Origin of the sequence: Daejeonella sp., from assembly GCF_037719425.1 — a bacterium.
In the GTDB taxonomy this organism is placed as follows: domain Bacteria; phylum Bacteroidota; class Bacteroidia; order Sphingobacteriales; family Sphingobacteriaceae; genus Daejeonella.
Map to the genome: position 1 here is coordinate 1 of NZ_JBBJNI010000120.1, position 13717 is coordinate 13717.

The 13717-nt window shown below is 44.0% G+C and carries 15 protein-coding genes and 1 other RNA gene; 4 read left to right on the forward strand and 12 right to left on the reverse strand.

Annotated features, from left to right (window positions below):
• Window positions 1-141: 141 nt before the first annotated feature.
• Window positions 142-2559 carry a thiamine pyrophosphate-dependent enzyme gene (locus WKF69_RS14455; protein ID WP_340382782.1) on the reverse strand — a complete coding sequence of 806 codons (2418 nt, stop codon included), beginning with the start codon at window positions 2557-2559 and terminating at the stop codon, window positions 142-144.
• Between the two features lie 191 nt (window positions 2560-2750).
• Here WKF69_RS14455 and WKF69_RS14460 point away from each other — a divergent pair, with 191 nt between their 5' ends.
• The 3 genes from WKF69_RS14460 (at window position 2751) to ssrA (ending at window position 4836) form a co-directional block, all read left to right on the forward strand.
• On the forward strand, window positions 2751-3146 hold the full coding sequence (locus tag WKF69_RS14460) for a DUF1573 domain-containing protein (protein WP_340382783.1): 396 nt from the start codon (window positions 2751-2753) through the stop codon (window positions 3144-3146).
• A gap of 61 nt (window positions 3147-3207) precedes the next feature.
• A complete protein-coding gene (locus tag WKF69_RS14465) occupies window positions 3208-4407 on the forward strand; it encodes a pyridoxal phosphate-dependent aminotransferase (protein ID WP_340382784.1) in 1200 nt (399 codons plus the stop codon).
• A gap of 61 nt (window positions 4408-4468) precedes the next feature.
• Window positions 4469-4836, forward strand: a transfer-messenger RNA (tmRNA) gene (ssrA, locus tag WKF69_RS14470).
• Between the two features lie 161 nt (window positions 4837-4997).
• On the opposite strand, the gene WKF69_RS14475 is transcribed toward ssrA, so the two are convergent.
• Genes WKF69_RS14475 through WKF69_RS14485 form a run of 3 tightly spaced genes read right to left on the reverse strand, consistent with a single transcriptional unit; the run spans window position 4998 to window position 6653 of the window.
• On the reverse strand, window positions 4998-5414 hold the full coding sequence (locus WKF69_RS14475) for an arsenate reductase ArsC (protein ID WP_340382796.1): 417 nt from the start codon (window positions 5412-5414) through the stop codon (window positions 4998-5000).
• 8 nt (window positions 5415-5422) lie between these two features.
• Window positions 5423-6271 (reverse strand): arsenite methyltransferase, encoded by an 849-nt coding sequence (locus tag WKF69_RS14480; protein ID WP_340382785.1) that lies wholly within the window; start codon window positions 6269-6271, stop codon window positions 5423-5425.
• 49 nt (window positions 6272-6320) lie between these two features.
• On the reverse strand, window positions 6321-6653 hold the full coding sequence (locus WKF69_RS14485) for a metalloregulator ArsR/SmtB family transcription factor (RefSeq protein ID WP_340382786.1): 333 nt from the start codon (window positions 6651-6653) through the stop codon (window positions 6321-6323).
• Window positions 6654-6895: 242 nt separating this feature from the next.
• Here WKF69_RS14485 and WKF69_RS14490 point away from each other — a divergent pair, with 242 nt between their 5' ends.
• Window positions 6896-8377, forward strand: coding sequence for a tetratricopeptide repeat protein (locus tag WKF69_RS14490; protein WP_340382787.1), 1482 nt, complete (start codon window positions 6896-6898; stop codon window positions 8375-8377).
• A gap of 119 nt (window positions 8378-8496) precedes the next feature.
• Here WKF69_RS14490 and WKF69_RS14495 read toward each other — a convergent pair whose 3' ends face one another.
• The 8 genes from WKF69_RS14495 to WKF69_RS14530 all read right to left on the reverse strand — a co-directional run.
• Window positions 8497-9144: a 1-acyl-sn-glycerol-3-phosphate acyltransferase gene (locus tag WKF69_RS14495; RefSeq protein WP_340382788.1), complete on the reverse strand. Its 648-nt coding sequence runs from the start codon at window positions 9142-9144 to the stop codon at window positions 8497-8499.
• Window positions 9134-9961, reverse strand: coding sequence for an alpha/beta hydrolase (locus WKF69_RS14500; protein ID WP_340382789.1), 828 nt, complete (start codon window positions 9959-9961; stop codon window positions 9134-9136). The genes WKF69_RS14495 and WKF69_RS14500 overlap by 11 nt, the downstream gene beginning before the upstream one ends.
• Window positions 9958-10362, reverse strand: a complete 405-nt coding sequence (locus tag WKF69_RS14505) for a holo-ACP synthase (RefSeq protein ID WP_340382790.1) — start codon at window positions 10360-10362, stop codon at window positions 9958-9960. The genes WKF69_RS14500 and WKF69_RS14505 overlap by 4 nt, the downstream gene beginning before the upstream one ends.
• Window positions 10355-11164 (reverse strand): SDR family oxidoreductase, encoded by an 810-nt coding sequence (locus WKF69_RS14510; RefSeq protein ID WP_340382791.1) that lies wholly within the window; start codon window positions 11162-11164, stop codon window positions 10355-10357. Before WKF69_RS14510 ends, WKF69_RS14505 begins: the two co-directional genes overlap by 8 nt.
• Window positions 11161-12513 carry a beta-ketoacyl synthase N-terminal-like domain-containing protein gene (locus WKF69_RS14515; RefSeq protein WP_340382792.1) on the reverse strand — a complete coding sequence of 451 codons (1353 nt, stop codon included), beginning with the start codon at window positions 12511-12513 and terminating at the stop codon, window positions 11161-11163. Before WKF69_RS14515 ends, WKF69_RS14510 begins: the two co-directional genes overlap by 4 nt.
• A 1-nt stretch (window position 12514) precedes the next feature.
• Window positions 12515-12775 (reverse strand): acyl carrier protein, encoded by a 261-nt coding sequence (locus WKF69_RS14520; protein WP_340382793.1) that lies wholly within the window; start codon window positions 12773-12775, stop codon window positions 12515-12517.
• Between the two features lie 9 nt (window positions 12776-12784).
• The gene (locus WKF69_RS14525) at window positions 12785-13327 is read right to left on the reverse strand and encodes a hypothetical protein (protein ID WP_340382794.1); all 543 of its coding nucleotides are present in this window, start codon (window positions 13325-13327) and stop codon (window positions 12785-12787) included.
• A gap of 1 nt (window position 13328) precedes the next feature.
• A partial coding sequence (locus WKF69_RS14530; RefSeq protein ID WP_340382795.1) for an SDR family oxidoreductase occupies window positions 13329-13717 on the reverse strand: 389 nt, incomplete at its 5' end.

Genomic DNA, 13717 nt, shown 5'->3' on the forward strand with positions numbered 1-13717 from the left:
CTAATTGAAAAATAAGATGTTGCATAAAAACGTCAATGGTAGGAGGTACGACGAAAGCAATCGCTGAACTCCAACGACGGGATGAATCTAACCAATATTGTACAAGAGGCATTGTCATTACGAGGAGGTGGGACGAAGCAATCAATACACCTCCGGAAACTTCTCCGGATTACTATCATTCATCATTTCGTAAACGATCTCGATAATATCATCTAAAGAAGGCTTGGTGAAATAATCACCATCTGAGCCATATGGCGCGCGGTGCGCCTTCGCGGTAAGGGTGCGGGGTTTGCCGTCCAGATATTGATATCCGTTTTGAACTTCAAGGATCTGCTGCATAATGAATGCGGAAGAGCCGCCCGGAGTATCTTCGGCAACAACCAGCAGCTTATTTGTTTTGCTTAGAGACTTGACACAAAGCCTGTCAAGGTCAAATGGTAATAGGGTTTGAGGATCCACGATTTCTATAGAAATACCCATCTCCTGAAGCTCATCTGCAGCTTCCTGAACGATGCGTAAAGTAGAACCGTAGGATACGATTGTAATATCGGTACCCTCACGAACAATTTCCGCCTTACCAAGCGGGACGGTAAACTCTCCAATATTAGAAGGCAAGCTTTCTTTGAGGCGGTAACCGTTTAGGCATTCTATCACCAAAGCAGGTTCATCACCTCTCAATAAAGTATTGTACATCCCCGCAGCCTGGGTCATGTTTCTTGGAACGCAGACATGCATTCCCTGCAATGCATTAACTATGACGCCCATCGGGGAGCCGGAGTGCCAGATGCCTTCCAAACGATGTCCGCGGGTACGAACAATAAGCGGCGCTTTTTGCCTGCCTTTTGTCCGGTAGCTTAAGGTAGCAAGGTCATCACTCAATATGTTCAGTGCATATAAAAGATAGTCAAGGTACTGGATCTCTGCTATCGGCTTCAATCCCCGCATCGCAAGACCAATACCCTGCCCAATAATTGTCATTTCGCGAATTCCTGTATCGGAGATACGCATTTTGCCGAATTTCGCTTGCAGGCCCGCAAAGCCCTGGTTCACGTCGCCTATAGCGCCAACATCTTCACCAAACGCTATTACACGCTCATCTCTTGTGAAATTAGCTTCGAAACAAGCGTTCAGGATCTCACGGCCGTCAACCGTCCGGGCTTCACCTTCATATTCTGCTTCGACAACAGGTATACTTAAGGGCGAATCAGATGATCCGGTAAAAAGCTTTGAGTTGTAGCGGTCAAAATTGCTGTCATGCTGCGATTTGTACCATTTCAACAGGTTGCTTTTAGCTTCTGACTTTTCTTTTCTTAATTTTCTGGCGGCTAGCCTAACCAGACTTACTACATCCTTACGGGATGGCTCCGGACTTGCTGATAAAGCTCTCGCATCCGCAATCAGTTCATCGTTTCCAGTCTTCTCTATCAGTCCGGCCGTCACTTCCAGTTCCATTTTCATCATGGCATTGAAGTCTGCCCATGCCTGTTTCTGGCAGTTTCTGATATAGTTTTTTGCTGTATTCTCCAGCTGGATCAGTTCCTCATCTGTCGCAACAGCAGATTCAATCATCCACTTGCGCATCTGAAGCATGCAATCGTATTCATTTTCCCAGTCTATGCGCACCTTGGTTTTATATCTTTCATGTGAACCGGAGGTTGAGTGGCCCTGAGGCTGCGTCATTTCGGTTACATGGATCATTACCGGTATATGCTGTTCGCGGCAGATCTTAATTGCCCGTTCATACGTTTCACACAATCCCGGATAATCCCAGCCCCGAACCTTGAATATCTCATATCCTTCACCCATCTCATCCCGCTGAAATCCCTTAAGGATCTCGGAGATGTCCTGTTTAGTGGTCTGATATTCCGCAGGAACTGAAATTCCATAGGCATCATCCCATATAGAGATTGCCATCGGTACCTGCAACACTCCGGCAGCATTAATTGCTTCAAAAAAGATCCCTTCGGAAGTTGACGCATTGCCAATGGTTCCGAATGCAACTTCATTGCCGCCTACAGAAAACTTTTTAAGGTTCTTTAAAGCAGGGTTGTTGCGAAACATCTTGGAAGCAAGAGCCAGACCTACTAGCCGGCCCATCTGTCCGCCTGTAGGAGATATATCTGCAGATGAATTTTTAAGTGCTGTAAGATCCATCCAATCGCCATCCTCATCAAGAGTGCGGGTAGCGAAGTGACAGTTCATCTGACGCCCGCCTGAAGCAGGATCAGCATCGATATCGGTGTTTGCGTAAAGCTGGGCAAAGAATTCAGGCATGGTAAGCATCCCTGAAGCAAGCATAAAGGTTTGGTCCCGGTAATATCCCGAACGCCAGTCGCCGGCCTTAAAAGCCTTGGCCATGGCAAGCTGAGCAACCTCTTTACCATCTCCGAATATGCCAAATTTAGCTTTCCCGGTAAGAACTTCCTTGCGTCCCAGAAGACTGGCCTGGCGACTTTCATAAGCAATTTTATAATCACTGATTATAATGCTCCTGAAATCTTCAAAGCTTAATTCTTCCTGATCCTGCAAATTACTCTCTACCACCTTGGTTCCTTTCATAGCACAGCTTGTGGGTCAAAAATAACAAAAGCCAGCTGGAAAAGATAATCGGTTTACAGAATATTAGTTCGATTTTTCTCTGACTTGCCAAATATAAATTTATACCGTAAGCTAAACAAGTGATATTTCGGTTGTTGGAATGATTATTGAAATATGTATATTAGTTTATATTTGTGTAAATTAATCATGATATGAAACATTTTATGAAATTATGCGCGGTGATCATAGCCTTTATCGGTTTCACTGCCATGCAGGACGGAACTAAGGCTGATTTTAAGTTTGAGAAAGAAACTCACGATTTCGGCAAGATTGTACAGGGAAAACCTGTCAGCGTAGATTTCGTGTTTACAAATGTTGGGGAAGATCCGTTAATTATTTCTAACGTAGAATCTACCTGCGGGTGTACTGTGCCAAAATATACCACTAACCCGGTGCTGAAAGGCGGAACTGGTACCATAACCGTTACTTTTAATGCTGCAGCCGTACAGCCAGGGTTCACCAAAGCTGTAACTATAAAATCTAATGCCCGTACTCCTGTTAAAGTACTTTATATTAAAGGTGAAGTTGTAGCTTCCAGTACAAGGTAGTAAGCAAAATATTTATGTGTAAAACCTCTCCCCAACCGGAGAGGTTTTTTATTTTTGCAACATGCCAGAAATATCAAGTAAAGGCAGGCAGATGCCGGCCTCCCCTATTCGTAAGCTTACCCCCTTTGCTGATAAAGCAAAACGTGATGGTAAAAAAGTATTTCATTTAAATATTGGCCAGCCTGATATCGAAACGCCGGAAGGCATGCTGAATGCTATTAAGGATGTCGACTTTAAAGTTTGGGCTTATACCCCATCTGAAGGTACTTTAGCTTATCGCACCAAACTTGCAGAATATTACAATAAGCTTAATTATAATATAGATCCATCACAGATATTAGTTACCGTTGGCGGATCTGAGGCAATCACTATTGCAATGCAGGCTTGTGTAAATGAAGGTGATGAGATCATCATTCCGGAGCCTTTCTATGCAAACTATAATGGTTTCGCATGCATGAGTAATGTGGTTGTAAAACCGATCCTGTCTTTTATTGAAAATGGCTTTGCCTTACCGGCGATCAGCGACTTTGAGAAGCTGATCACGCCAAAGACAAAGGCGATCATTATATGTAACCCGAATAATCCGACCGGATATCTTTATTCCCGGGAAGAGCTTGAAGCGCTGAAGGTGCTTTGCCTTAAATATAACCTCTTCCTTTTCTCCGATGAAGCCTACAGGGAGTTTTGTTATGACGGAAGGGAATTCATCTCCCCCATGCACCTTGAAGGACTTGAAGAGCATGTTGTTATCCTTGATACAGTTTCCAAGCGTTATAGTGCATGCGGTGCCCGTCTTGGCTGTCTGATCACAAAGAATAAAGAGGTTATTGCCGCCGGACTGAAATTCGCACAAGCGAGGCTAAGCCCGGGCATGGTAGAACAAATAGCCGCGTCAGCTGCAGTAGACACACCCGACAGTTATTTTGAAAAGGTTAATAAAGAATATACGCTTCGCAGAGATACACTGGTAAAACGCCTGAATAGTATTGATGGTGTATTTTGCCCTAACCCGGGCGGAGCATTTTATGTGGTAGCAAAATTCCCGATAGATAATGCTGATAAATTCTGCCAATGGATGCTTGAGGATTTTGAACACGACAATCAGACAGTGATGATGGCGCCTGCGACAGGATTTTACAGTTCTGAAGGTACCGGGAGCAATGAAGTGCGTCTGGCATACGTTTTGAATGTTGAAGATCTGGAATTGGCTATGACCTGCCTGGAGAAAGCTTTACAAGTTTATCCGGGCCGCACAAGCTGATCTTAACAAGGATATGAGTGGGATTTCGTATCTTTGTATATACTTTACCACCAAAATTAACGGGCCCGACCGGAATTGACAGGATGGAGATAGGTATGTAAGCATGCAGCGCGTTGTGAGACTAGCGCTTAAATCTGAACTCTCAAACCACAATTGGCGAAAATAACTACGCCTTAGCTGCTTAATTTAGAATTAAGTAAGCTTTTGTTCCGTCAGGTTCTGTTCTGTAATCTGACATCAGGGGCATCGAAAAACAGGACTGGCCAGGATTTAATGATGTGATAATCCGGCGAGACAAGACATCTACGGAAGAAGGTACAGGTGAGCGGTTGACCTTCCCCTTCCCGACAATTAAACAACAGCTAAGCACGTAGAAAGCATAATTTGTCCCATGTTTGGACGAGAGTTCGAATCTCTCCGGGTCCACTTGATGATTAAAAAGCAGGCAGCAGCCTGAGCGAAGCAAAAAAGCAAGCCCGCAGGGTTTGCTTTTTTTGCATAGCGATGGATGCCAAATGCGCAGCATTTGCTGCTTTTTGATCCCCTTCACGGGTTAGGAGAGTTCAGCGAAGCTAATCTCTCCTAATCCCTCATCTCAAATTCACCTCCACAAACCTCCGGCAATAATCCTCGATCATTTCCCGGACTTTCCTGAATTCCGCAAGAATTTCCTCTTCCGTCCCCTGCGCCTTTGCCGGGTCAGGAAAGTTTTGATGAAATTGTTTAGCCTCGCCAGGGAAATATGGGCATTTCTCTTTTGCATTATCACAAACGGTGAGTACAAAATCGAAGTCAATCCCGCTGTATTCGTCAATATGGTTCGACGTCTGGCCTGATATGTCGATCCCGTCTTCTTCCATAATTTTAACAGCGCACGGATTTACACCGTGTACCTCCACACCCGCACTGAATACTGTAGCTTTTCCACCCGCAAATTTTCGCATAAATCCTTCTGCAATCTGACTGCGGCAACTATTGCCGGTACACAAGATCAAAATGTTCTTCATCTTACCAATCAGCTGCAGCATTCCGGGCCGCAGCATGCAGCTGCTTCTTTCGAGGGCCTCTCCGCAAATACCGTAACACTGAATATGCCGGTTGTACCAGCTCTGAGCGTTTTTATCCCTTCAGCATCCAGATAATTTTTGAGGATATCATCGGGTATGACAATTGACTTTTCCTTTTGAATTACAACATTTGCGAAGCCGTTTCCCGAGATCATGTCCAGGTAAGCATCTCTTTGAATTGCTCCGGATACACATCCGGCATACATTTCTGCTGCCTCGCGCAGGGCAGCCGGCAATTCCCCTACCAGTACAATGTCCGAAATACTGAAATGGCCGCCAGGCTTTAACACCCGGAATATCTCCTTAAGAACTGCATCCTTATTAGGAACCAGGTTGAGTACGCAATTGCTCACTATGACATCAGCAAAATTGGCTGAAACAGGCATGTCGTCTATATCCCCCTGGCGAAATTCTACATTGTGATATCCTAACTTGTCGGCATTTACACGTGCTTTATCCACCATTGCCGGAGTAAAATCGATGCCAAGTACTTTGCCCGTTTCACCCGTTTCTGATCTGGCGATAAATGCGTCATTTCCAGCGCCGCTGCCCAGGTCTATAACAATATCTCCGGGTTTGATCTTTGCGAACTGGGTCGGAAGGCCGCACCCAAGACCTAGGTCCGCATCGGCATTATAACCCTCAAGATCTGTGTAGTCATCAGTCATTATATTATAGACTTCGGTCGAACATGCGCTTGCCCCGCAGCAGGAAGATGCATTTGAATCTTTATCCTGCAACGCGATCTCGCTATATTTTTGCTTTACTATTTCCTTTAATTCTTCTTCAGTTTTCATAATCTATTTGTTTTATTGTAATATTACGATGGTTAAATTCAAAAAAATATTAACAGCAGTTAGCGCCACTTAAGTCAACTTCCTTAAAGAAGGTGCTGAACAGATCCCTATAGCGATTCCATATCTTTGGATCAATGCAATAACAAATGCTTGAGCCTGCAATAGAGCCCTGAATAATACCTGCATTCTTCAATTCCTTTAGATGCTGAGAGGTTGTTGCCTGGGCCAATCCCAATTCATCAACCAGATCACCGCAGATACAGGCATTCTTTTTTACGAGATATTGTAAAATGGCAATGCGGGCAGGATGAGCTATTGATTTGGCCATTGCTGCCATGTCATTCTGTTCTTCTGTAAAAAGGCCTGTCTTGCTTGCTCCCATGCTTAATAAACTATATCGCAATATTACGATTAATTAATTTACATTTCCAAATGATTTTATTTTTTTTATGATTATAACCGCATCGGTTTCTCTGTGATCCAAAACAGTTAACCTGTTTCCGGGGAACACTGACGCAGCTAATGCAAAAAAATAGAACAACACAGATATTTTGGTATTTTTATTGTTCTTAAGGTGAACATCCTGAAAACTCCGGGACGTCTTTTATACGCATATTAAAACCAATGATTAAGAAGATCCTGTTAATTATCCTGCTATTCCTCGGCTTTACCCTTCCTTCCAAAGCAAATTTCGAATTCAACAGCAACTGTCTCAAAGCCTATCAGGCATTGTTTGATCTGCGCATACGCGATGCAAAAGCTCTTATTCAGCTTGAGAAGAAACAAAATCCGAATAATGGAATTACTATACTCCTCGACAATTATGTCGATTATTTCACGCTGCTTGTAACCGAAAACAAAGCAGATTACGACCGTTTAAAGAATCTGAAATCCAGCCGTCTCGCTGCCTTAGAAAAGCAAAGTAAGAATTCTCCTTACTACCTGTTCGCGCAGGCTGAGATCAACCTGCAATGGGGAATGCTGAAGAGCAGGTTCCAGGATTACATGTCATCGGGACTTGATATCAAAAGGGCCGACAATCTTCTGTCAGAAAATGCGGCAAAATATCCCTCGTTCTTACCAAACAAGAAGAGCGCAGGACTAATAGACGTGATCTTTGGGTCCCTTCCATCAAATTTAAAGGGAGTTTTCTCAACGTTTGGGATCAAGGGAAATGCCATTACAGGGATAAGGACTTTGGAATCCCTGGCGACGACCCTGCCGCAATCTCCTTACAGTTTTTACAAGGACGAAGTGATATTCTTTTTGTGCTATATTGAGACGGATCTGATCCACAATAAAGCCAATTACAATAAAATAATGGCCTTAACCTCGTCTATGGATGATATTAGCCTTCTTAAAACATATCTTCAGGGTTATGTCTCAGCGAGAAGCGCTCAGAACGACCGTACTATAGACTATCTGTTAAAGCGTCCAAAAGGAGATGATTACATAAATTTCCCGGCTTTGAACTATCATTTGGGCAACGCCAAACTCAACCGCATGGATAATGACGCTAATATTTACCTTATCAATTACATTAAAGAATATAAAGGGATCAATTACATTAAAGACGCGTATTTGAAGCTGGCATATTACTTTTATTTACGCGGTGACAAGGCGAGGTACAACACGTTTGTGAAGATGGTGAAAACACAAGGGAGCCTTTATGATGAAAAAGATAAGCAGGCTTTGAAAGAAGCCAATGATGTTGCGCCTGATGCCGATCTGCTGAAAGCGAGATTATATTTTGATGGAGGCTATTACCCGAAAGCCCTTGCGGAACTGGCCGGAAAAGACCCAGGCGATTTCAAACTAAAGCGTGATCAGATTGAATTTTCTTACAGACTGGGCCGGATCTATGATGCGTCCGGACGGGATACCGAGGCTTTAGCCCACTATCAGAGAGCCATGAATGCGGGTAAACTAACTTCTTATTACTACGCAGCGAATGCAGCATTGAGTATAGGAAGCATCTACGAAAAGAGAAACGATAAAGCAAAAGCGTCGTCATTCTACAAACAAGCCATCGCCATGAAAAATCACGAGTACGAGAATAGCATCGAGACGAAGGCAAAGGATGGATTGAAGAGGATCGGGTATTAAGATCGGTATCGGGTGTGAGGTATCGGGTATTAGGAATTAAGGGTTAGGTATCCACCAGCTCGGTCTACACTGTCAACTTGTCAAGGGCCACTCTCAACTCTCCACTGTCAACCGATCAACTAGTCCTCAGTGAACCGGAATTGTTTCTTAATTGCCTCTTTGTGGTGGGTGTTGATCTTTTGGCTTAATTTCTCGAAGTCAAATTCATGATTGGTCCCGCAATCCAGCATGTGAAAATAAACAGAGGGTTTCACGCTTTCAAAGTATTCGATTAAGTTACTGCTCCACAGTAGCTGACAATCTCCTTTAATCAAAGGTATAATGTGCGCAATACCATCTTTCATAACTATATTCCGCACGTGATTTGATTCCAGGTTTCCCTGAGGATAAATCAGCACGACATTTCCAGGCTTTCTAAGTAGTTCGGCAGCATAAGCTAGGCTTTCGTTAACAGAGGGACTGCCGGGAGCAATAGAAAAGAAATTTGCATACTGAAAATATGGGTTTTTTTGAAGCTGTTTTTTCAGGATCATCGTGTATACCTTTTGTAGGTCAAGTTTCTTTTGGATAACTTTTCCGCAGAGATAATACGCCGCAAATCCATCCAGAAAACTGAAATGATTACACATGAGTAAATAGGAGTGTCCTGGCTTCACATCCACGCTGTTGATGACCAGCTTGTTAAACTTAATCCTAAAATACCATTGCACAAAAAGCGCGACGATTTTCATTATCAGCGACGGCGCGGGTTTTGGTTTAATGATCATCGAGTATATCGGCTAAAACTTGAGCAAAGTTACGATTGATCATATCATGATTCTCATTAATCACAACTTGCTTGACAAGATTGATCTTTGAAATATACGCGCTTGCGATTCCCACCGGGTAATTTTTATCCCGTTCACCGAAAATAAAAACACTCCGGATGTTGTGCCTGTTGAGCTGGCTGATAAACTTGTCCGGATCAATATCCAAAAATCGCATATAGCTTGCACACGCGTAAAAACTAAATCGAAGCTCGGGACTGCATATCTCTTTAAAAAGAGTGTTATATGTATGCTGGTCGATGATTTTAGCTTTCTTCAGAAAGGCTAAGAACCCGATTAGTCCTTTATCACTAAGTGCCATACGTTCCAGCATTTTATTACCAACGCGATTTGAGCTGAGGAAACGGAGAATCCTCCCGGGCTTTAAGCTGGACGGTGCAGCTATAAACAACTCATCAACATGTTCAGGTATTTCTTCAACCAGGCTTGTGGCATAGTGCGAGCCCATGGAGTATGCTATGGCTGAAAACTTATCGATGTTATTTACTTCACAGAAATCTGCAAACAACTTACCTAATGCAGCTTTTGTAATTCCTCTTCTGACAATGTCTAAGCTCTGATCCTGAAGCCTGGTTTCTTTATGAAAGAATAGGTCAAATCCGTAAAAGGTGTATTGATCGCCGAGTTTCTTTTCCAGCAGTATAAATTGCTTGCCATGCATCCCATATCCATGAAAACAGAACATGTGTTTTGGGCCACTGCCAAATTTGTAGTAGTGCAGTTGTACCAGCGGATGTTCGAAGTAGTGATCCGTCATGGCACCGGGTGTTTAACGATAGCCAGAGCCCACACATAATCTCCGTCATGACTGATGGTCAGGCTGATCTGAAGCTCCTGCATTTGCGCAGGCAGGATTACCTGGGGTTTACCTGCAGGTTTTTCACGTTTAATCTCAATTTTTTTAAAAGACAAAGTGCCCGTTCTCACCTGCTTTACAGCTTTATAGATAGCTTCCTTTGCAGCCCAGGTAGAGGCAAATCTCAGCAATGGTTCACTGAAGCTTTCACAATAGGCTATTTCGTCTACGGTGTATATCTTTTTCTTAAACAGTTCATTAAACGACTTCCGGAAATGCGGCATGAATACTAGATCGTTCCCTGCTGCGAAACCCTGTTCCGGTTTATACGTGCTGATAGAACCGAGTAGTTCGTTATTCATCGATAGCTAAACCCATAATATTGAATCCTCCATCCACGTAATGGATGTTTCCTGTCACTTTCTGTGAAAGGCCTGAAAAGTAATACAGAGCCGTATCCGCAACATCAGAAGCCGACACATTCCCAAGCGGTGCCGTAACTTTTCCGATCTTACGAAGCTTCCTTACACCGCTGACACCTCCGGCGGAGGTTGTCATAACTAGGCCAGCAGATACCGCATTTACCCTTACACCGCTTTTACGAAAATAACTCGCGAGGTAAAGCATGATATTCTCCAGTGCAGCCTTATTGACCGCCATCCCTGCATAATTGGGGAAGACCCTTTGCGATGCGTTATATGTCAGGGTTAGTATAGATGCATTCGGAGAAAGTAATGGTTCGGCCACACGGCATATCCTGAGAAGGGAATAAGCGCTGATGTCAAATGAGTCCGTGAGATCCTCGAAAGGAATATCAATATATTCAGGTGCGGGCTCATCGCTGCCGGGTAAACTATAACACATCACCTGCTGATTCCCGAAGGCGACTCCATGAAGAATGTAGTCAATCGGCCCGGCTGTATTATAAATACTAGTTAAGAGGTAGCTGATAGCAGATTCGTCCCGAACGTCCGCAGGTCCAGATAGCCTATTATCCATACCCGAGCTTTCCATAAGGGCCAGAACCTCGTCTTTGGTATCTTCAACATAACTCAACGCCACTTTACAGCCGGATTCATGAAGCTTAAGCGCAACCTGGTATGCGATGGAACTGTCGTTCCTCACTCCAAAAATCACAGCTACCTTATCCTTATTGTTGATCATGAATTATCTTTTGAAATTAATATCGCGCTATTTGTGCCTCCGAAACCATAATTCAAACAAGTGATGGTGTTGATTTCTTTCGCAAAAACCTGCTCAGGAATCAAACCTCTAAAGGCAGCAACTGGTGAATCCGGTCCGTCCCAGTTATCGGAAGTTTGAAATGTTTCCTGTTCTTCTTTTAGCTTAAAGGAATTCAGGCAGGGAAGCACTTTCTGATTTTGAAACATGAGTAATGCTGTAACAAATTCTACTGCGCCCGCCGCTCCCAGGGTATGTCCGAACTGAGATTTAGGTGCGGAAATATGATAACCTTTATCGCCCAGAGAATCAACCACACTTAATAATTCGATAGCATCACCAGCAGGGGTTGATGTGCCATGTACTTTAACTACATCCGGAACAATACCTGATTTGCCAAGCAGCCCTGTCCACAGCCGCCTTTGCCCCAGGAATGAAGGGAAAAACATATCGCCGTCCCCGTCAGAGTTATTAAAATAGCTGTCAATAACTGCAAGGACATTTGCTCCCCTGGCTTTCGCCATTTCATAATCTTCAAGGCAAACCACTCCGGCTCCAAACGAGCAGACAAACCCATTTCTGTCAACGTCAAAAGGCCTCGAACTTGCACCTGGTTCAAAACCCCGGCTCAATACCTGCATCGCATCGAAGCCGATAAACGTTTCAAGTGCAGTGCCCTCTACTCCGCCGGCAACCACGCGATCCTGTATCCCATATTTTATCAAACGATAAGCATGGCCTATGTTACCTAATCCTGTGGCACAAGCAGAGCTTATGGCCTCACAGACCCCCCGATTTTTAATCAGGCAGGAAACATTCGCAGCTTCCCGGTACACCATTGACCGGTCTACCGAGTGTGATCCCGGTGCGCGTGCTTTCATCCCAAGTTCAAAAAACGCGTGCCAGGCGGGCCGTTGAATCTCATGTCCGCCGCTACCTGAACCGATAACTACACCGGTTTTTTCTGAACGTGTTTCCTTCTCCGTCCAGCCCGCCATTTTTATCGCGTCCTGGCTGCTGATCATTGCCCAGATACTCCCCATATCAGCTGTTGCAAGGTTTGCGTCAGGCACTCTTCCCAGATGATCAACATAAACATCCGGATATCCTTTAACATAATCCGAATAGATCACCTCGAGATTCAATTCCTCTTCAGACACATATCCTGAAACCACTGATCTGATATTCTTACCATAGGCCGCGGCTTTCTCCCAGGTCCTGATCAGGCTCTGATTTGTGAAAAGCTTCTCGGAAAAATCCTGCACTCCACTACAGGTGGGGAAAACCCCGCCCATGCCCACCACTGCAACTTTCCGTCCTCCTAATTCCATATTAGCTTTCCTTGTTGCTCTTTAAAATCAGATCAACAATATCTTTCACCTTCGATCCCATATCATCTATATCATCATCATCGAATTCAACTCCAAATTTCTGTTCAGCTTTTGCAGCGATATTAATTAATTCCGTAGACGGTGTTCCCAGGTCAGTGATAAAATCAGTTTCTTCTGTAACATTCTTTAACTTCTCTGGATCTATAGTTCTCACAGTTTTAAGGATCTCAACCAAACCGGCAATAATTTCTTGTCTTTCCATTGTTTCTTTTTAAAACGCTTCTTTTTTTATAGCTCGTCCTGTGATATCCCACAGCTCAGCAACGAGTGTAAAGTCCTTACTCAAATCATAGTTCTCCATCTGCTCGCGGGTGAATTCACTAAAATACGAATCGAGATCCAGCGCTGCAGGAACTTTATATATACGGCCCTCGCAAACCATCTGTCTGAACTTGTAGAATATTATTTTACCAATACTCATAAAGGTTTCCCCTTCAGCAATATAGTTATGAAAAAGAACCCTGCCAACACTTATGAAAGCGGGTATAAACCTATTTCTCAATTCTTCCGGCCCAAACTTATGCTTCCGGCACTCGAGGAAAGGGCAACACGAACCCACCGTCGCCTGTGCGAATGCCTCTATCTGGTCTACTCCGCGGAACAATCCGAAATGATCCTGCACATCCCTCGCTTTAGCGGTGTAACTCGCGACAATCCCGTGATCAGGCTGATGCCAATGGTATTTGTCGACATACAGTTTTGTTGGTCCATGGAGGAGTATGTCCTGGGGCAGCACCCCGATCAACGTTTCCATTCTATATCATTCCTCCGTTAATATCTATAGTACTTCCTGTTATATATGATGCATTTTCAGACAACAGGAAGGCGACCGTTTCAGCCACCTCGTTTGCCTTTCCAAATCTACGTGCAGGGATCATCGCTAAATACTTTTCCCGTTCCTTTTCAGGGATCGCATCCGTCATCGGGGTTTCTATAAAACCCGGAGCAATACTCAACATCCTGATCTCGTGTTCGGGATGAAGTTCGCCAACTTCTTTTGCCATGGATTTGGTAAAAGCGATCAAGCCCGCTTTTGTCGCTGCATATACCGCCTGAAATGCATTACCTGTTTGACCTACACAGGAACTGACATTAATAACCACGCCCTTTTTACGAAGCCCGAATATTTTAACGACTGTCTTAG